This window comes from Thalassomonas actiniarum (assembly GCF_000948975.2).
Lineage (GTDB): Bacteria > Pseudomonadota > Gammaproteobacteria > Enterobacterales > Alteromonadaceae > Thalassomonas > Thalassomonas actiniarum.
In genome coordinates this window covers 2,476,598-2,496,063 of the sequence record NZ_CP059735.1, presented here as the reverse complement: position 1 = coordinate 2,496,063, position 19,466 = coordinate 2,476,598, and the positions used below count along the sequence as shown (strand labels likewise).

Here is a 19,466-nt window from a genome sequence, read left to right as displayed (position 1 = left end):
TGCATGTTTCCTTTAAACTTTATTTTCCAGCGTTACCCAACCTTCGGGCGGCTCTTTGCCCGGATGCATCTCACCGCACCCGGGACAGGTACGGGCCAGGTCATCCTGATAAAATGCCTGATACAGGGGCGGTAGATCGTCAACAATAGACTCAAGCCGCACCTCTTTGCGGTGCACCAGCGCCTGACAGTTAAAACAATACCATTCAAAGGCATCCAGCTCGCCGGGTGGCCGTTTCGGCTCTATCACCAAGCCGATACTGCCCTCCATCGGCCGTTGCGGCGAATGACGCACATGTGCCGGCAGGAAGAAAATATCGCCTTCCCGGATAAAGACATCCCTGTGCTCGCCGTCTTCGATAACTTTTAACACCATGTCGCCTTTAAGCTGGTAGAAAAACTCTTCTACCGGATCATCATGGAAGTCGGTGCGTTTATTCGGGCCGCCAACTACAGTGACCATCATATCGGTATCCTGCCAGATCTGGACATTACCCACCGGAGGTTTAAGCAGGTGTTTGTGCTCTTCAATCCATTGATGGAAATTAAACGCGGCTAATTTGCTCATGATTTTTCCTTAGCTTTTCTTTCGCTATTTACAGGTGCTGTGCCCGGACTCTTTCCTACTCAAGCTTATTCCTTGTCCGGGGCTGTTTGCCCAAGGCTCTTTACTCGCTCAAGGCTGTTAATCGCTGCCTTTTTGCCCTATGCCCGGCTTATAGGCCACCGCCTTACACTCGATCAATAAATGCGGGTGAGGCAACTGGTGTACGGCAACGGTAGTACGTGTTGGCCCGGTTTCATCAAAATATTCGCCATATACCTGGTTATAACCGCCAAAATCATTCATGTTCACCAAAAAGCTGCTGATCTCAACCAGGTCGCTCAGCTGGGCGCCGACCGAATTGAGGATATCGCCAATATTCTCAATGACCGCCCGGGTTTGTGCCTTAATATCCAGGTTTGTGGTACCCATTTCATCCACTTCGACACCGGCAAAGCTATTATCCGGTAAGCGCGAGCTGGTGCCGGAGATAAAGATAAAACCACCGGCGACTTTCACATGGGGAAAAGCTCCCCTGGGTTTTGCTTTTCCCGCCACCAATTTAGCTGTTGTGCTCATTTTGTTTATTCATCCTGTTGACTGTGATGCTTATTTTTATACCAATAAGTATTTAACTTGCTGCTTAGTGTTTACAGCAGCAAGTTAATCATCAATTTTTATACAAATATTACTGGGCTCGCTGTAGAAGGCGAGTGAATGCTCTCCCCCTTCCTTGCCAATGCCGGACAATTTAACCCCGCCAAACGGCGCGCGCAGATCCCGTAGGAACCAGGTGTTCACCCATACCAGGCCGACATCTATTTGCGCCGCCACCCTATGGGCCTGCGCCAGATGTTCGGTCCAGATAGAAGCCGCCAGGCCATAAGCTGTGTTATTAACCCGGTTAATCACTTCGCCTTCATCGTCAAAAACCGATACATGGCACACAGGGCCAAATATCTCTTCCTGATTTACCCTGGTCTCATCTTCCAGGCCGGTGAGTATGGTCGGCTGAATAAAGCAGCCGTTATCTCTTTCATCGTTAAACACAGGAACACCGCCACCGGTGACAACCTCGGCTCCTTCGTCCCGGGCCAGCTGATAATAGGCCAGGACTTTTTGCTGATGTACTTTTGAAACCAAGGGGCCCATAAACACATCCTGCTCCAGCGGATAACCGATCTTAATGTTTTCTGCTGCCTGCTTCAGGCCTTCAAGGAAAGGGGCAAATAATGAACGGTGCACATAGACTTTTTCGGTACACAGGCACACCTGGCCGCAGTTGGTAAAGGTTGACCGGGCGATGCCGGTAATGGCTTTTTCGAGATCCGCTTCGGCAAAGACAATGGCGGCATTTTTGCCCCCTAATTCAAAAGAAATGGGTTTGACCGTATCCGCCACAGATTTCATGATTTGTTTACCGGTTGCCGATGCGCCGGTGAAAGTCACCGCATCGATACCGGGCGCCGAGGTGAGTTTGTCACCAACGGCTTTACCACGCCCTAAAATAAGGTTAAAAACGCCTTTAGGTACGCCTACTTCATCCATCACTTGCGCCAGCAATACCGCAGTAGAAGAGGTTTCCTCCGAGGGTTTTAAGATCACGCAGTTACCACAGGCCAATGCCGGGGCAACTTTCCAGGTGGCCAGCAACAGGGGGAGATTCCAGGGAGAGATCACCGCCACCACCCCCAGCGGTTTATTCACGCTGTAATTAAGGGCTTTTTCCCCGTTTGCGGTTTCTGTGATAAAACTTTCACCTCCCTGGTATTTCACCTGGTCGGCAAAAAAGCGAAAATTGGCGGTGCCGCGGGGGATATCTATGGTTTTCACCTGAAACAGCGACTTACCGGTATCGGCAATTTCCGCGTCAATGAACTCCTGTTCACGTTCAGCCATGCGATCCGCCACTTTATGCAGCAAAGCGCTACGTTGATTAACACTTAACCGGCCCCAGGGCCCGGTGAGTGCCATACGTGCACTGCTGATGGCATGGTTGATCATGGCCTCATCGGCCTCAGAAATACCGGCGATGACCTCACCGTTTACCGGGTTGATATTGTCGAAGTATTCGCCGCTATCGACAAATTCACCGTTAATATATGATTGAAGTATATCCATTCTTGCCTGCGCTTATCCGTTATCGGCTTTAATATCATTAGCTTAAGTATGAGCTTGACTGTTCCCTGACTTAACCGGTATTTTTCTTAACTAACGTAAAAGCCTAAGTAAAAGTCAGGTTATAGGGCTTAAAAGCAGCCACTGATATTCCACTCTATCCCTATTATTTAGATAACAATAATTTTATTAATTTTACTTTTCAATAAAAAAAATGAATGTATCTTCGAGATGCTTAACCATAAATAACTGCCTTAACCACCTCAAGAGACAGATAGGCCAAAAAGACCAGGATTTGCTTTTTGGCATAAAGCTTAAACAGATAGTCAATCACTTGTTAAAATTGCTTCCCTATCCCGCCTTAACTCGGTAAGCTCGACGCAAATAAAAAAATAAACCATTAAAAGATGTCCATAAGCAGAGATTCCTTTCATTCACGTATCGGCTTTGTCCTGTCGGCAGCCGGCTCCGCCATAGGCCTGGGTAATATCTGGGGGTTTCCCACCAATGCTGCCAACAACGGCGGCGGCGCCTTCTTATTTGTTTATCTGGTAGTCACCCTGCTGCTGGCATTACCGGCGCTGTTTGCCGAAATTTATATCGGTAACCAGGCACAAAAAAATCCGGTCAGCGCTTTGGGAGAAGCCTGTGCCAACCGTATGCCGCGAGTTGGCCGCACGGTGGGTAAAATAGGCCTGTGCGGCGCGATCATGATGTTGAGTTTTTATACCATAGTCGCCGGCTGGATGCTGGCCCATGCCCTGTCGGCTATCAGCGAATTAGCCGGTTTAGCCGAGCTATCTGCCTGGCTCTCCAGTGACAGCACAGTACGTAATATTATCTTTACCCCGGTATTTATTCTCCTGGGGGCTGCAATTGTTCACCAGGGGGTTCATGGCGGTATTGAAAAGTGGTCGGCCAGGTTAATGCCACTGTTACTGGTGATGCTTATCGGCCTGATTGTCTATATCCTGCAACAAGAAGGCGCAGGACAAGGACTGGCTGTATATCTGATCCCGGACTTTAGCCAGGTTACCGATCCAAAACTGGTGATTTCTGCCATGGGCCAGGCATTTTTCTCCCTGTCCATCGGGGTCGGCGGCATGATGGTTTACGGATCCTATATGCAAAAGGACAAAGACTTAGGCAAGCTGGTACTCTCTATCGGCGTGCTGGATACCATGATCGCCTTTTTAGCCGGTTTATTGATCATTCCTGCGCTATTTGTTGCCCAGCACGCAGGCCATGAAATCTTTAATAACGAAGAGCTTATCGGGGAAGGTCAGCTGATCTTCCAAATTTTGCCGGCATTATTTAATTCCATGGGCACAGTCGGGTTAATCGTTGCAGCCGGTTTTTTCTCGCTGCTCTCCATTGCCGCCCTGACCTCTACCATCTCTTCCACTGAGGTGCCCGTGTCGTACCTGGTAGAAGAAAAAGCCTTATCCCGCAGGAAAGCCACCTGGCTGGTTTCCTTTATCGTCTTATGCAGCAGCATGCTGCTGGTGGCCTTTTTCGATACCTTATTCGGTCTGGTGATCCGGGTATTAACCACTATTTTCCAACCGCTAAGCTGTTTGTTTTATTTCTTCGTGGTCGGCTGGATCTGGAACCGGGGTAATAAACTCACCGATAAGTCGGTACTGGATAAGAATATTTACTTGAAACTCTGGGGTAATTACCTGCGCTTTGTTTGCCCGGTATTGTTAACCATAGTTTTCATCAACGTCGCCTTCATTGCCTGATTGATTGGTATCAGCAGAATAAGTAACCCTTTTTTCACTCAAGTTAAAAAAGGGTTACTCTATTGTCAGTAATTTTTACATCAAAGATATCAGATAAAACAAAAGCATTGTAAGCACCTGACTTATCAACCTTTTTATCCTTTGGCACAGCTTGTGCTAATAGCAGAATATACACAAATCACTTAATCATTATAAAAAGAATTCAAAAACTACCGCCTTTCTCCTTGCTTAAGCATCAGTTATTGCAACCGCTAAGCCAGGGAGCAGATCAGGGAATACGATAAACGCAGGACAGGAGTCAAGCAGGTCGTTCATTTGAACAGAGACTCTTTATGATAAAAATACTTATTAGCGCCATCCTCCTTTGCTTCAGCGTCACCAGCCAGGCGAGCCTCATTACCTTTGATGACTGGCAATATAACAGCGGCGATCACATCGACTGGCAAGTCAGCATAGACGATGAAAGCCATGAAGATTATTTTACCTTTAACATCAGTATCGGCGAAGTGAACCCCAGCGGCGATATTTTAGGTTTTGCCTTTGACAGCTCAGCTGACTTTAACCTGAGCACAGATCTGGTCAACTATTCAGGTTATGAGCTTTCCTCGTTCGGCACCGACTCTTTAAGTTGCGGCCGCGGCTGTAATTTCAACGGTGCAATCCGCAACGGCTTTGATTATATTTTCAGGGTCGGCCAGCAAGGTTCCGGCAGTGATTACGTCAGCGAATTCTCTTTTGGCCTGGCCAAAAACGGCTTAACCCTGGACGAAAGCTTGTTTACCCGTGTCGGTATACGGGCACAGTCAGTCGGCAACAACTGCGACAGCAGCAGTTGCAATGGCAGCGTAAAAGACTATTCACAAACCCCGGGTACTGATATTCCAACTCCCCCAAGTGACGACGTAACAGAAGTGCCGGAGCCGGGCACCGCCTTTTTATTAGCCTTGGCATTAATTGGTTTCACGGTAAGAAGACAGAAATAACCTTTATCTATCTCCCGGATAAAACACTTGCAGGCAAGTCATATCGTCATTGCCTGCAAGTAGCAAACATCTCCTTTTCTGCAATCCCCTTCTCCAGGTATCACTCAATGTCAGCTAAATTTACACACTAACCTCTCTTTGGCCCCTGAAAACAGGTAAATGACTGATAAATAAAAATAAAAATCAACTGGCGCTATTTGTGCTTATGCTAGACGCAATATGTGCTTGCACACATATTAACGCTTTACCCGCTAGCGCGGATTAAGGCAAAACACAAATAAGCCGACGTAGGAAAAGGCTTATCAATTAATAATAAAAAAACAAATACTCCACCGGGGAAGCCTCCCGGAGAGTTGAGAAAGGAATCTAAATGATAAAAGCACTACTCACCACACTTCTGCTATCTTTTACCGCCATCAGCCATGCCACTGTCATTACCTTCGAAGACTGGCAATATAACAGCGGTTACCAAATCGACTGGCGGGTCAGCATTGACGATGAAAGCAATGACGGCTTTTTTACCTTTAATATCGGCATCGGTACAGCAAATCCGACCGGTGACATTTTAGGCTTTGCTTTTGATACCACGGCAGATTTTGATATTCCTGCCGATCTGGTCAATTACTCCACCTATGATTTTTCAAATTACACCACGGATTCATTGAGCTGTGGTCCCGGCTGTAATTTCAACGGCGCGACTCGCTATAACTTTGACAACCTCTTTAAAGTAGGCGATCAAGGCTCGGGCGGTGACTATGTGACTTTATTTTCTTTCGGGCTGGCAAAAGGCGATCTGATCTTAGATGAAACTTTGTTTACCCGGGTGGCAATACGCGCCCAGTCGGTAGGTGATGACTGCGACACCAATAACTGCAACGGCAGTGTTAAAGATATCTCTGAAGATCCGACAGTCCAGCCTCCTGTATCTGTACCTGAGCCAAGCACAGCTATGTTACTTGGGTTGGCTATATTGGGCTTTTCCGCCAGAAGCAGAAAGCGCCAAAGCAGTTAACAATAAAAAACCAGCATCAGTTCTGGTGCTGGTTCAACAAATAAAATGGAAACCAACTCCCCTGATTACGGTTTCCATTGTTGGCCTCTTCAAGCGGTTTAGTAGCCGTCACCTTATTGCCTCGGGCACAATGGCAAAATTCTGACACTTTTCATGGCATGATTACTGCTATTTGTTTTAAAGGAATTCAAAAGCGTTTTGAATGAATTCTACGTTAGCCTCCATACCAACAGGAAACTAATACCAATTTTATTAAATATCTAACCATCTTCGGATGCTCTAAATCTCCAAGTCCTGCGTTGTTTTCAATCACAATAGCTTGCTATTGCTCAATCAAACGCCTTGCTCTTGAAAATTTATCCTCTCCGAATTTTGGTCATTTACTTAATGCAATTGGTATGACTTGTAGTAATTTAGTATTAAAAGGACAGATATGATGTTAAGAATAATAATAGCCCTAACCACTTTTTTCATTAACAGCTTCAGCACCCAGGCATCCCAAATAGTCTTTACCGATAACTTCAATTCCGGCGATTTAAGCCACTGGAGCGTGCTTGGCGGTCAATGGGACGTACAAGACGGAACATTACATCAAAGTGCCGGCTCAAGCTATTACACGGCAAATCCGGGACAAGTGATAGCGCTTAACGGGGCATATAACGATGATTTTCTTTTCAGAACAGCGCTGGGAGCACAAGACATCCGGGTCGGTTGGAGCGCTGTGGGGATCGCATTTAACATCCAGGATGCGTCAAACTTTTATTCCATGCACTTTTTCCCCGGCTGGACCGGCGGCGCTTTTCGCTTTACCCGTTTTATTGACGGCCAGATTTCTTATGTCACCACAAGTGATGCCAATATAGGCTTTACACCAACCACCGGCAGCAGCTATAGCATGCAGGTACAAGGTCAGGGTAATGAGTTTACCGCCAGCATCTGGGACAACAGTAATTTTGAATCCTTGCCGGTTTTCGAGCAAAGCTACACCGATGATACCTTTAGCGGCGGCACGGCAGGCCTGTGGAGTCAGGAAGGCAAAGGTTATTTTGATAATGTCGGCGCCGACTTTCTTCCCTCAAGCACGGCTCCGGTACCTGAGCCGGCAACCGCTATGCTGCTTGGCCTGGCATTAGTCGGGTTTGCCGTCAGAAAAAGAATCAGCAATTAAGTCATTTTTAATAGCCGCAAAGCAATAACATCAAATTAAAAACAGCCCCAATTCATTACTAATTGGGGCTGAAAAATAAACATCACTGACTGACATTATTACGGCCGTTTTTCTTGGCCCGGTATAGCGCCTCATCGGCAAGCTTGAGCACCCGGTCAAAGTTTTGCTTGCTGCCGCGCATGGCAACCCCGATAGAAATCGTGATGCTGACGGTTTTCATGCCCTTGTTTTTACTGCCGTTACGCGCTTGCTTGGTTTGGCGGTTGGGATCGCGGATCACCATTTTATAATCCGCTATGCTCTGGCGTAATATTTCCAGCTCTGCCACGGCATGGGCGGCAGATTTCCCGGGAAAAACTACCGTAAACTCTTCACCGCCATAACGGTAAACCTTACCGCCGCCGCGTACTTTTGACAGTTTTGACGCCACCAATTTTAATACCTGATCGCCGATATCATGGCCGTAGGTATCATTGAACTTTTTAAAATGATCGATATCGAGCATAGCCACGGTATATTTACGTCCCAGGGACAAGGCTAGCTGGTTCAGTGCCCGGCGTGAAGGCAAAGTCGTCAGCTCATCCCGGTAGGCGAGAAAATAAGAGTCGATAACCACCACCAGCAGGTAATGACACACCAATACCGTTAAAATCACCTCCCAGGGCAAGGCAATTAACTGGTAATACTGTACGCACCAAATAATAAAACTGACCAGCAAGGCGCTTAACAGCAAATTTGCCTTAACCAGGCTTTGCCACAGCAGTACCATACTGGCAAGCACCACGGGCACTTCCAGGGACAACAGCTGGACATAATCATAAGCGGGATCGGTTTTAGGCACTTGCCCAAGAATCAAGTCACTGGCCCATAACCAGAGATGGGCTACCAGGCCGCACATGGCGATGAACAACAAACGTCCCGGACCGTGCACGCTAAGCAGGCCGCGGTCTTTGATCACGGAAAATAAGGCAAAAACCCCGACGCCGGTTAATAACATCCAGTCCTTATGACTTTTCAGCCAGGCAGACCAGGGCAAGGTATATTCTAAGCTGAGATAAAAAACCAGCCATAAAGCGGCCAACAGGGAGAAACGGCTGCGGCTGAACTGAGCCGCAAAAATAATGGTAATGCCGATCAGCGCATATAACACATTCACCATAATATGCTGCCACGGCTGCCAAAACGCCTGAAAATGTATCATCAGGGCAAAAACCAGTACTGAGCCGGCAATGCTCAATGCGGTAACATTAAAACCTTCTAACTTAAACAACTCACTACCCTACTTCTTTTTAAAGCATCCACTCAAAACAAGAGCGGTTAATCCGGATGGCGCTCTAAACACAGCTCCGGCAATAAATACAGCTATGCTTGCCGGGGTGCTTATTCAAATCAAACACAGAATAACAGACTCTCAAGTTAGCAGGCGACCATTTCATGTGTTTTCATTAAATTATATTTGTTTTTATCACAGAAAATAAAAAATCCCCTGATAATTGCCCGTCACGATAAATAAAGCGGCTGTTATTTTCTTGCTAAGACTTATGGGCCAGGCTCTGTCCCGGCGCCAACTCAAGGGATGACTCATGCTGCCCTTCCTGTAAGTCCACCCGCTCTATTTTTTCAAAACGGTTAGTGATCTTATCGGCAGAGGTATGAATTTGTTTAACATCCGATGCTGCCTGGTCGATATGTTTCGCCAGGTTGGCAAAGCGGCCTTTAAAGCGGCCAAAGTCCTGCGACAACATGGAAAGGTGTTGCTGGATCAGGTGAATTTGCTGCCTTGTGGCTTCATCTTTTAATACCGAGCGTACGGTAGTTAAAATCGCCATCAAGGTAGTGGGGGAAGCCAACCACACCCGTTTTTTATTGGCAAATTCTACCAACTCACTTTGGTGGGCATGAATTTCAGCAAAAATAGCCTCTGCCGGAATAAACATAATGGCGCCGTCTGAGGTTTCCCGGTCAATCAGATATTTATCGCTGATATCATTGATGTGTTTTTTAATATCGGCTTTGAACTGGCGCTCCGCCGCTTTACGTTCGAGCTCGGCCAGTTCGTTGTCCATCATCTTACGGTAGCTTTCCAGCGGAAATTTGGAATCGATCACCACATCCCCGGTCGGCGGCGGCAAGAACAACACACAATCGGCAATCTTGCCATTAGATAAAGTATGTTGCAGCGAGAAATGCTGCTCAGGCAATACATTCCTGATCAAGGCATTAAGCTGTACCTCGCCAAAAGCCCCGCGGGAGCGTTTATCCGCCAGCACTTCCTGCAGGCTGACCACATTGGTGGACAATTCAGTGATTTTCTTCTGGGCATCATCGATTAACGCCAGCCTTTGCAGGATATCGTTAAAGGTCTTGGTGGTTTTATCAAAACCGTCACTTAAGCGTTTTTCCACCTGGACACTGATATCAGCCAGGCGTTTATCGGTGGCGCCGGTCAGCTCATTCATTTTTACCGACATTTGTTCGCTGCTGCTCGCCAGGGTCTTAGACAATTCTTCACGGTTTTCCCGGGTGGTTTTCGTTAAATGCTCAATAAGCTGATCCACCGCTTTTAGCTGGTTGTGGTTAAACTGCTCTTTTTGCTCATTAAGCCCTTGGGATAACTCCTGGAAGAACTGCCGGTTACTGTATTCCTGTTTACTGTTTTGCTCACTTATCTGGCGCAGCAGTTTAATGCGCAGGTCGGCAATTTGCTGCTCAAAATAGACTTTAACCTCTCCCAACTGCTTCACCTGGTGCTGGTGCGAATACTGGAGTTGCTGCTGGAATTTATCAAAGGCTTTTTCCTGCGCCCGCCCCCATTGACTCAGCTGGTTATTAAAAGACTCAGCACCATTTTCTTGCTGACTTAACTGCTGCAACAAAGTTATTTGTGCCAATTTTCGCCACAACAGCAAAAAAGCGATCAGAAAAAGACCGGCGAAAATAAGGAGAAAAATAAACAGGGGGTGTAGAAAAAATGGCTCAGGCAAAAGGGAAGTTTCCATATCAAGGCTTTATCACTGTTTTTATTTACAGTTATTAAACCATATATAAGGCTAAGAGGTAACTGCTGTTTGAGATTTTCTTCCAGGATTCAATAAATGACTGGATTTACCTGATAACAGTTTCGCCCGGGCTAGGAGGATTTTTTAGCCCCGGCAGATGCCTTAATCAACTGCTCTTTATAAATGCAATTGCCCGCCAGGGTGTCTTTAATTTCCTGTTTAAAGGCCTGTAGCTTCGCTATTTTTTCATCTATTTCCAACGCTTTCTTTTTCAGATAATCATTCATTGCCTGTGGCGGCAGGCTTTTTGACAAAAACAGCCCCGCCAGCTCCTTGATTTCATTGAGGGTAAAGCCTAACTCTTTAGCGTGTTTGAGTAATTTCAACTGCTCGACATGGCCTTGAGAATAGTCTTTATAACCATTGGCTTTGCGTTTGATGTCTCCCATCAGACCGATTTTTTCATAAAAACGTATGGTGTCTTTGCTCATGCCAGTGCTTTGGCACAATGCTCCTATTTGCATAATTTCCTCTTGACCGTGGAGTATAGTCCAGGGTTTATGATAAGGAAGAGGTGAATTTATGACAATCAAATTTAACGTAAAATGCAAGGATGGCCGGGTGCTGTCCGCCACCAAATATCTTCCGGCAACGGCTTCGAATAACCGCTTTATCATCATTAACTCGGCCTTGGGCGTGAAGCAGGATTTTTACCAGGCTTTGGCTCAATATCTCGCCGAACACGGCTGTACTGTTATCACTTGGGATCCCAGAGGCATAGGCGGCTCACAAAGTGAAAATGTCAAAACCGACCCGGCAAAATTAAGGGATTGGGGGAGTCTTGATCTTGATGCCCTGCTGCATCATGTTACGGCTAACCATTGGGCCCGGTGGCAAGATATCACCCTGATAGGCCACAGCGCCGGCGGCCATTTAGTCGGTTTATGCCGGTCACTTGATAAAATAAGACAAATTATCTTGATCAGCTCGGGCACATGCAGCTGGAAATTATACCCTTTAAGCCAATGGCCAAAAATGTGGCTGAGCTGGTATTTACTACTTCCTGCACTGGTCAAAATCCGGGGTTACATTCCCGGAAAAACGGGCATAGGCCATGATTTACCTAAAGGGGTAGCACTGGATTGGCGCAACTGGAGTACAAGCAAAGAATATTTATTTTCCGACCGGACGCTGGAACAAACCTATTATCATGAATATCAAGGTAATATCCATGCGGTCGGCTTTAGTGACGATATTGGTTTTTCCCCCAAAAAAACCATAGAGGATCTGATGGCACGCTTTCCCAGGGCGAGCAAACAACTGCAGATATTCCATCCAAGTGAATTTCGGCAAAAGCGTATCGGTCATTTTGGCTTTTTCAAGCGGGACCGGCATCATCTCTGGCAGCAAATTATCTTAGATCAGCTGCCAAAGGCAGACGCCAAAGATGAAATAACGCCTGATAGGCGAAACCTACAAGAATACAGGGCTTAATGACTCCCTTTCAAAGCTGCCGTTGACTATCAAACAGCAGCTTTCTTACGTTTTCCGTTAGCACGCTATAGTGCTCACCTGTTCAAATTCACCGCCAATACCGCAGTTACCTTCGCCGTTTACGCCGATATTGATGCCGTCGCGTTTGGACTCCAGCGCCGTCTGGTACATGATTTGCGCGGTAGCTTTAGTGTTGAAGTCAATAACAAAATTCAGGGTTTGGCCGTTACAGCTTTCATCCCTGATATCAATACCAGTTGCCGTATCCAGCTGAAACGTCACCCTGTCGCCTTCGGTAATTAATTCGCTTACCTTACCGTACTGGTAACTTCCCGCCATAACAGTAGAAGATAAAGACATAGCGCAAAGCATAACAATTGACTTGAGTTTCATTAATACATCCTTCTTTTTATGAATAAATAGAGCTTACAGGCTCAGCAATAATTATATTGAGTTTATTTAGCAGCGGCAAATTAGCTTATTGATATAGAGAGAGTTTTTAGAAAAAGTAGATCAGCATTCCTATCTTAAGGGCGATAAAGATCAACTGAGGTGAGATAAAAGTAGCTCTGGCAGCACAGTAATAGCAACAACTCCAGATAGAGCAAATTTATCCACACGGTATGGAGAGTCATGATGAAGCTAAACAAACGTATTGCTTTAGGAGCAATAGGCGGCATTACCCCCTACCTGATAACCTTGTTGTCAATTGATTTTAAAACAGCTGTGGTCAACTATGAAGTGCTTGATTGGGTAGGTCTTATTGTCAGGTGTATCATACTGATTTTCCTGGGAGCTTTTGTTGCCTACCTGCATAAAACCGAAAACGAACCCTTTAAAATTTTCCAACTGGGATTAGCTGCGCCGGCTTTATTGGCAACCTTTATCAATGGCGGTGTCGGTAGCAATGAAAACCTCCCCGTATCCCCGCTGGCAAATAAATATTCTATCTCTATTTTCCCACAGGCTTTTGCCGCTAATTCTTCTGCAGAGAGCACCAAGAACAAACAGTATCAAAATGAGCAGATGTTAAAAGAGCCCAAGATCAGCGGCTGGTCACGGTTTCTAAGGGGAGTTGCCGGAACAAAGCTGCAAACGTCACAGCAAAACAGTTACTTTGTTATTGTTGGCTCCCACAATAGCTACAAGCAGGCAAAAGCACAGGCCAAAAGCCTGGCAGAGAAAAATTATAAGGCCAAAGTTTATAACCCCCGGGGCTTTGCTAAACCTTATGCCGTAGCCATTGCCAGCAATGTCTCTAAAAAAGATGCCTTGCAGCTGAGAAATCAAATCATCGCTGATGGCGTAGCGCCGGAGAGTTATATCTGGTCATACGGCAAATAGCCCTCAAGCCAGCCTCAACTTGCTACAAAGGATTATCTATGGAAACGCCCTGTAGCTTGCCATGTTCGGTTTGCCGATCATAATCTTCATCCTGGCGATGATGGTTATTGATAATTGCTGTTATTGCCTTGTTGACGGCAGTATCAAGCCCCTGGCAATGACTAAAAGATTTGAAATTTAGTAACGCCTGCTCAATCGCGCTTGCCGCCTGAATGCCAATTTTTTTATGGCCCTTTTCATGATTAAGCAAGGCTTGATAATAACTGTCGAAGGCATCTCTTACTTTTGGCTTAACAGTGAACTTAGGCGCAATTGCCGGCATGGTATAAAGGACTTTTAAGGTGATTTCATTCCTGGTTATATGGCAGAGATTATCACTTTTTTTCCGGTAATATTGCCAGGCAACCTGCCATAAGGTGCGCCCGTCAAACCTGCTGCCCTGGCTGATGATCGGAGTTCTTTGCTGAATTTCGCTGCGGATATCCTCTTTTGAGACCGGATAAATATCGTAAAACTCAAAGTGCTCCTCTATTGCCGGCTTTGCCTGGACAGCATTAACAAAGAGCAAAAAAAGCAGCATAAACCTGACGTTCACATCAATCCCTTTACTATTTGCGGGCTAAAAACCCGGATTGGCAACATAAACTAAAAACAGCCCGAAAATAAAAGCCCCGAAACCGGCTCCCCTGAATACAGGTTTAAATTTTTTTGCCGACCAAACGGCAAAGTTACGGTGTTTCTCTGAGCCATAAATCACCAGACCAAAAGCAACCGCGATAAGTAAAACGCCCAGGCCAAGTATTAACTTTGGATATAAGCTCACCTGATGATAACTTATCAACAGCCCTCCACCAACAAGTCGGCTAATCACTTCAAACCAGTGAAAATAAGGCTTTTGGCTAAATTTAACAATACCGTCTGACCAATACCGGGGACTGGCGACCATCACGCTGCTTAACAGCATCAATAGCAGACCAAACCCCGCGATAAAATACATCTATGACTCCCAAGCCTGCATCGCAAAACCCTAAGTTACACTTTAGTAATCTAAAAGCCCATAGTTTTTCAGCTATTTGAAATACCTGCCTGATGTTACTACCACTTTATTCCCCGAGCATAAAGCACCTCCCCCAGTTCTCACCATAGAGCACGGCTTCATCCGTGAAACCGCGCTGTTTGGCCAAACTCAAAGATATTAGTGGGCATGACCATGATCAGATTTAATGTTTGCAGGCTCTGCGACTTCCATCACTTGCCCCTGCTTGCTAATGGTAAAATACAGGGTTTGATGAGACTCGGTATTTACCCCTTTGACAATGTAAACGCCGCTGCTTTGCTCAAGTAAGGTAAAATTCTCTTTTGTTACCTTTGCCCATGACTTATCTATTTTCCCAACAGACATACCGTGATCTTTAAAGGTCAGCATTTTGGCCGAGGTTTGGGCAATGGCAACCGCTTTGCCCGCGCTTACCTGCCCATGCCCGCCGGTATGGGCAAAAACAGAGCCTGAAATGGAAACTGCCGCGATGAATATTAACTTTAATAATATTTTCATTGGTTTATCCTTATCAATATTGTCATAAATTTTTTGCTTGTGAAGTTTATTTCAGCCCTTCAATGATATAGTCGCCATCGAAAAGCAGTTGAATTTTCATGTCTTTTGAAGAAGTGTTTTTCCAGTACCAACCATGAGAACCGTCAAAGGGGGCGGTAAAACTGCCCTTCATTTCGGGCAAGGTGGCGATGGCATAACTTTCAAAATATCCACTGGTATCTCCGGCAGGTTCACCGTGAAGGTCGACATAAATCTCGCCGCCGTCAGTCAGCCATTCATAATTCACCTTCTTGAACTGCTGCACCGACAATTTGTACTCTATGCCCTTACCCGCCGGTACTGTCAAAACCACAGAATTTTGTTCACCCGGGGCCTTTTCACTTGAACCTTGTGCGCCGGTATTAGTAGCAGCCTGATTTTCATTAAATACCGTCAGGCCAAGCTGCTTGCCGACACCGGTCGGATCCAGGTTGTATTCTGCGGGTAAAATAAAGAACACCAGGGCAAGTATGGCGATGGCAAAGGCGATAACTGACGCTTTAATAAGGGAGCGGCTTTCTTGGTTTGATTCCATAAATAAATATCTCTTAGTCATTAGTTACTGATTTTTCGTTGCTAGTTTTTGGTTATAAAACGTGATTAATTAATGAAGTACCCGGTTAACTGCATGCCGACCAGCATAAAGCCGGCGCTCATCAAAGCAGTGTTGGTGGTTTTGGCAAACCTGTTGAAGCTTTCGTGCTTACGCCAGTAATTAATGGTCAACAAAATAAACAGCAACGCCATAAACTGGCCCAGTTCTACGCCAACGTTGAACGCCAGCAGGTTTGCCACCAGGCCGTCGCCCGGTAGCTGAAATTCCTGTATCTTGGTTGCCAGGCCAAACCCGTGAAATAAACCAAAAATAAGCACCGCCACTTTCGGGTTAGGCTGTTTGCCAAAAAAGTGTTTAAAGCCGCCTAAATTATCGAAGCCTTTATAAACCACGGACAGACCAATAATGGCATCTATCAGATAGGCATTAACTTCAATATTGGCGAGTACACCGGTCATCAGGGTGACACTGTGGCCGATAGTGAACATACTGACATAAAGTAAAACATCCCTACTGCGGTGAAGAAAAAATAATACCCCCACCAGGAACAACAGATGATCATACCCGGTCACCATATGTTTCGCGCCGATATACATAAAGGGAATGATCTGTACCCCGGAATGTGTTTCTAAAAAATTACGAGTGCTGCTATCCACCCCGTGGGCAAAGGCTTCTATTGAAGCCAGTGCCATCAGCAGCATTAACGGATACAGCAAATAGCTGAGTTTACATTTTACTGACATTTACATTTGTCCTTGTGATTGAAGTGTTGAAGTATTTAGCTGCTCCCCTTGCCGTGCTTCTTTACCATGAAGCAAACGGTACAGTGCCGGCAGCACAAACAAAGTTAAAATAGTGGAAGAAATAACACCGCCGATCACCACAGTCGCCAACGGTCGCTGTACTTCAGAGCCGATACCCGTGTTTATCGCCATAGGAACAAAACCCAGGGAAGCCACCAGGGCGGTGGTTAAGACCGGCCTCAAGCGCGTCAGCGCCCCTTTGATAATGGCCTCATCCAAGCCTAACTTGTCTTTGTGAAGCTCGCGGATAAAGGACACCATTACCAGGCCGTTTAAGATAGCGATCCCCGACAGGGCAATAAAACCAACGGCGGCGGATATAGAAAAAGGAATATCCCTTAAAATAAGCGCAAAGATACCGCCGGTAAGCGCCAAAGGCACGCCGGTGAAAATAATCATGGCATCTTTAAAAGATGACAGGGCAAGCAATAACAAACCGATGATCAATAATAAAGTGACCGGCACAACTATGCTCAAGCGCTTAGAAGCCGACTCAAGTTTCTGGTAGGTACCGCCGTATTCCAGCCAATAACCGGACGGTAACAACACCTTACTATCGATAGATGACTTAATATCATTAACAAAACTGCCGAGATCCCGGCCGCGCACATTGGCGGTCACCACCACGCGGCGTTTGCCGTTTTCCCGGTTTACCTGGTTGGCACCGGCAATCAGCTCAATGCGGGCAACTTCCTGTAAGGGAACAAACCCTCCTGCGCTCAAATGGATCGGCAACTGATTAAGGTTTTGCACATCACTTCTTTGCTGCTCGGGAAGCCTGACAACAATATCAAAGCGCCTGTCTCCCTGATAAAATTTACCAACGGATTCGCCGCCTAAGGCAATGGCCACCTGCTGCTGCAAGTCCGATTTAGACAAGGCATAAGCCGCCAAGCGTTCATCTTTGGGTATCAAAGTTAATATCGGTAAGCCCGAGGTTTGCTCTACCTGTACGTCGGCAATACCGTCAACACCGGCAATGGCCGCTTCAATTTCTTTGCCAAGGCCTGCCAGGGTATCAAAGTCATCACCAAAAACCTTAATTGCCAGCTCGGCACGCACCCCAGCCAATAACTCGTTAAAGCGCATTTGAATGGGTTGCAAAAACTCATAGCGGTTACCCGGCACCGGGGTTACCAGGGCTTCCAGTTCACGCACCAGTTCCACCTTAGGCTTATCCGGGTCGGGCCATTCTTGCCGTGGTTTGATAATAATAAAATTATCGGCAACACTCGGCGGTACCGCATCGGTTGCCACATCGGCGGTACCGACTTTGGCAAATACCCGTTCAACTTCAGGTAGCTGCTGGATACGGGCCTCCAGTGCTTTTTGCATCTCGATGGACTGGCTTAACGATGTACCGGGTATGCGCAGCGCGTGCATGGCGATATCCCCTTCGTCAAGGTTAGGCACAAACTCACTGCCCATTTTTGTCGCCATAAAACCGGCGCTGGAGACCAGCATTACGGCAAAGGCAATAATCAAGTAGCGCCCTTTAAGGGCGAAGATCAGTACCGGCTTATAAAATGCCTCGCACGCCTTCATGATGATGTTCTCTTTTTCAATCACAGGGCCTTTAAACATCAAGGCAATGGCGGCCGGGACAAAAGTAACCGACAGTATCATGGCGCTTACCAGGGCGATCACTACAGTAATAGCCATAGGGTGGAACATTTTTCCTTCAACCCCGGAAAGGGCGAAAATAGGCAGGTAAACCGCGGTGATAATAAAGACCCCGAATAATGCCGGGCGTATCACTTCCCTGGTGGCCTCAAACACTAACGACAAGCGTTCGTTTAGCGGCAATACTTTGCTCTTATTGCTTTGGGATGCCTGGCTTAAACGGCGCATACAGTTTTCGACAATAATAATGGCACCATCTACCAGCAGGCCAAAATCCAGCGCACCCAAACTCATCAAGTTGGCACTGACCCCGGCTTGTACCATGCCGGTTACCGTCATCAACATGGCAAAAGGAATCACCGCCGCCGTTAATAATGCCGCCCTGAAGTTCCCCAATAGCAGGAACAGGATAACAATCACCAGGATCGCCCCTTCCGTCAGGTTGGTTTCCACGGTAGTTAAGGTTTTATTAACCAGCTTGGTCCTGTCATAAACGGCGGTGGCTACTATGCCCTCAGGCAGGTTTTTATTAATTTCCTTGAGTCTTTCGCCGACACCTTTAGCCACCTTCTGGCTGTTCTCGCCGATGAGCATAAACACGGTACTCATCACCACTTCCCGGCCATTTTGCGTGGCGGCGCCGGATCTCAGCTCTTTGCCTTCTTTGACCTCAGCAACGTCTTTTATCTTTAAACCCAGGCCGGTTTTCGTGACAATCGGCACATTGGCCAGCTGCTCAAGATCGGCTAACTGACCGGGCAAACGTACCAGCCACTGTGCGCCGTTTCGTTCGATAAAACCCGCTCCCCGGTTTTGGTTATGCTCGCCGACCGCGCGGATCACATCCTGCTGGCTTAAGCCATGGGCAAGTAGTTTTTCCGGTTTAATGGCAATCAGGATTTCTCTTTTAAAGCCGCCGATGGGATTGACTTCAACAACCCCTTGCACCTGCATCAGCTGGGGGCGGATGATCCAGTCATGCACGGTACGCAGATCGGTAGGTGTGATCAAACGGCCATCTTCATTGGTAGCGCCGGGCACTGAGTCGACGGTAAACATAAAGATCTCCCCCAACCCGGTTGAAATTGGTCCCAGCTCAGGCGCTAAGCCTTTTGGCAGATCCGCTTTTGCCCCGTTGAGTTTTTCCCCCACCAGCTGACGGGCAAAATAAACATCGGTGTCGTCGGTAAAAATGGCCACCACCTGGGACAAGCCATAACGGGACACAGATCGGGTATTAACCAAACCCGGCACACCCGCCAGGGCCGTTTCCAGCGGGAAAGTCACCCTTTGCTCAACTTCCAGCGGCGTATAACCGGGTGCTTCGGTATTAATCACCACCTGGACATTGGTAATGTCAGGCACGGCGTCAATAGGCAACTTGGTAAAATTCCAGGCTCCTAGTGCTGCAAGCGCCAGCACAAATACCAGGATAAGCTTACTGCGCTCTATCGAAAATTTTAAAATAGCTTCTAACATAGGGC

The 19,466-nt window shown here is 46.8% G+C and carries 19 protein-coding genes; 6 read left to right on the top strand and 13 right to left on the bottom strand.

Going from position 1 to position 19,466, the window contains the following annotated elements:
- Positions 1 to 12: 12 nt before the first annotated feature.
- The 3 genes from SG35_RS10875 to SG35_RS10865 form a co-directional block, all read right to left on the bottom strand.
- Complete coding sequence (locus SG35_RS10875; protein ID WP_044833487.1) at positions 13 to 567, bottom strand: 3-hydroxyanthranilate 3,4-dioxygenase; 555 nt, start codon at positions 565 to 567, stop codon at positions 13 to 15.
- A 117-nt stretch (positions 568 to 684) separates the two neighbouring features.
- Positions 685 to 1,122, bottom strand: coding sequence for a RidA family protein (locus tag SG35_RS10870; protein WP_044833488.1), 438 nt, complete (start codon positions 1,120 to 1,122; stop codon positions 685 to 687).
- An 84-nt stretch (positions 1,123 to 1,206) separates the two neighbouring features.
- The gene (locus SG35_RS10865; protein WP_044833489.1) at positions 1,207 to 2,664 is read right to left on the bottom strand and encodes a 2-hydroxymuconic semialdehyde dehydrogenase; all 1,458 of its coding nucleotides are present in this window, start codon (positions 2,662 to 2,664) and stop codon (positions 1,207 to 1,209) included.
- 404 nt (positions 2,665 to 3,068) lie between these two features.
- On the opposite strand from SG35_RS10865, the gene SG35_RS10860 reads away from it, so the two are divergent.
- From SG35_RS10860 to SG35_RS10845, 4 genes are all read left to right on the top strand, one after another.
- On the top strand, positions 3,069 to 4,406 hold the full coding sequence (locus SG35_RS10860) for a sodium-dependent transporter (RefSeq protein WP_044833490.1): 1,338 nt from the start codon (positions 3,069 to 3,071) through the stop codon (positions 4,404 to 4,406).
- 332 nt (positions 4,407 to 4,738) lie between these two features.
- On the top strand, positions 4,739 to 5,389 hold the full coding sequence (locus tag SG35_RS10855) for a PEP-CTERM sorting domain-containing protein (RefSeq protein WP_044833491.1): 651 nt from the start codon (positions 4,739 to 4,741) through the stop codon (positions 5,387 to 5,389).
- A 370-nt stretch (positions 5,390 to 5,759) separates the two neighbouring features.
- Positions 5,760 to 6,401: a PEP-CTERM sorting domain-containing protein gene (locus SG35_RS10850; protein WP_044833492.1), complete on the top strand. Its 642-nt coding sequence runs from the start codon at positions 5,760 to 5,762 to the stop codon at positions 6,399 to 6,401.
- Between the two features lie 433 nt (positions 6,402 to 6,834).
- Complete coding sequence (locus SG35_RS10845) at positions 6,835 to 7,569, top strand: PEP-CTERM sorting domain-containing protein (RefSeq protein ID WP_084692789.1); 735 nt, start codon at positions 6,835 to 6,837, stop codon at positions 7,567 to 7,569.
- Positions 7,570 to 7,651: 82 nt separating this feature from the next.
- Here SG35_RS10845 and SG35_RS10840 read toward each other — a convergent pair whose 3' ends face one another.
- The 3 genes from SG35_RS10840 to SG35_RS10830 form a co-directional block, all read right to left on the bottom strand.
- A complete protein-coding gene (locus SG35_RS10840) occupies positions 7,652 to 8,839 on the bottom strand; it encodes a GGDEF domain-containing protein (RefSeq protein ID WP_044833493.1) in 1,188 nt (395 codons plus the stop codon).
- A 262-nt stretch (positions 8,840 to 9,101) separates the two neighbouring features.
- Entirely contained in the window at positions 9,102 to 10,568 is a 1,467-nt protein-coding gene (locus tag SG35_RS10835; protein ID WP_044833494.1) for a DNA recombination protein RmuC, read from the bottom strand.
- Positions 10,569 to 10,699: 131 nt separating this feature from the next.
- A complete protein-coding gene (locus SG35_RS10830; RefSeq protein WP_044833495.1) occupies positions 10,700 to 11,092 on the bottom strand; it encodes a MerR family transcriptional regulator in 393 nt (130 codons plus the stop codon).
- 58 nt (positions 11,093 to 11,150) lie between these two features.
- Here SG35_RS10830 and SG35_RS10825 point away from each other — a divergent pair, with 58 nt between their 5' ends.
- The gene (locus SG35_RS10825) at positions 11,151 to 12,062 is read left to right on the top strand and encodes an alpha/beta hydrolase family protein (RefSeq protein ID WP_044833496.1); all 912 of its coding nucleotides are present in this window, start codon (positions 11,151 to 11,153) and stop codon (positions 12,060 to 12,062) included.
- Positions 12,063 to 12,119: 57 nt separating this feature from the next.
- Here SG35_RS10825 and SG35_RS10820 read toward each other — a convergent pair whose 3' ends face one another.
- Complete coding sequence (locus tag SG35_RS10820; protein WP_201777808.1) at positions 12,120 to 12,455, bottom strand: hypothetical protein; 336 nt, start codon at positions 12,453 to 12,455, stop codon at positions 12,120 to 12,122.
- Between the two features lie 240 nt (positions 12,456 to 12,695).
- On the opposite strand from SG35_RS10820, the gene SG35_RS10815 reads away from it, so the two are divergent.
- Complete coding sequence (locus tag SG35_RS10815; protein WP_152646661.1) at positions 12,696 to 13,406, top strand: SPOR domain-containing protein; 711 nt, start codon at positions 12,696 to 12,698, stop codon at positions 13,404 to 13,406.
- Positions 13,407 to 13,428: 22 nt separating this feature from the next.
- On the opposite strand, the gene SG35_RS10810 is transcribed toward SG35_RS10815, so the two are convergent.
- From SG35_RS10810 to SG35_RS10785, 6 genes are all read right to left on the bottom strand, one after another.
- Entirely contained in the window at positions 13,429 to 14,001 is a 573-nt protein-coding gene (locus tag SG35_RS10810; protein ID WP_152646662.1) for a DUF922 domain-containing Zn-dependent protease, read from the bottom strand.
- Between the two features lie 24 nt (positions 14,002 to 14,025).
- Positions 14,026 to 14,403, bottom strand: coding sequence for a hypothetical protein (locus SG35_RS10805; protein WP_044833499.1), 378 nt, complete (start codon positions 14,401 to 14,403; stop codon positions 14,026 to 14,028).
- A gap of 198 nt (positions 14,404 to 14,601) precedes the next feature.
- A complete protein-coding gene (locus SG35_RS10800; protein WP_044833500.1) occupies positions 14,602 to 14,961 on the bottom strand; it encodes a DUF6488 family protein in 360 nt (119 codons plus the stop codon).
- Positions 14,962 to 15,007: 46 nt separating this feature from the next.
- Positions 15,008 to 15,535, bottom strand: a complete 528-nt coding sequence (locus SG35_RS10795) for a hypothetical protein (RefSeq protein WP_044833501.1) — start codon at positions 15,533 to 15,535, stop codon at positions 15,008 to 15,010.
- A gap of 65 nt (positions 15,536 to 15,600) precedes the next feature.
- The gene (locus SG35_RS10790) at positions 15,601 to 16,248 is read right to left on the bottom strand and encodes a HupE/UreJ family protein (RefSeq protein WP_420794565.1); all 648 of its coding nucleotides are present in this window, start codon (positions 16,246 to 16,248) and stop codon (positions 15,601 to 15,603) included.
- Positions 16,249 to 16,299: 51 nt separating this feature from the next.
- A complete protein-coding gene (locus SG35_RS10785) occupies positions 16,300 to 19,461 on the bottom strand; it encodes an efflux RND transporter permease subunit (protein ID WP_044833503.1) in 3,162 nt (1,053 codons plus the stop codon).
- Positions 19,462 to 19,466 lie beyond the last annotated feature (5 nt).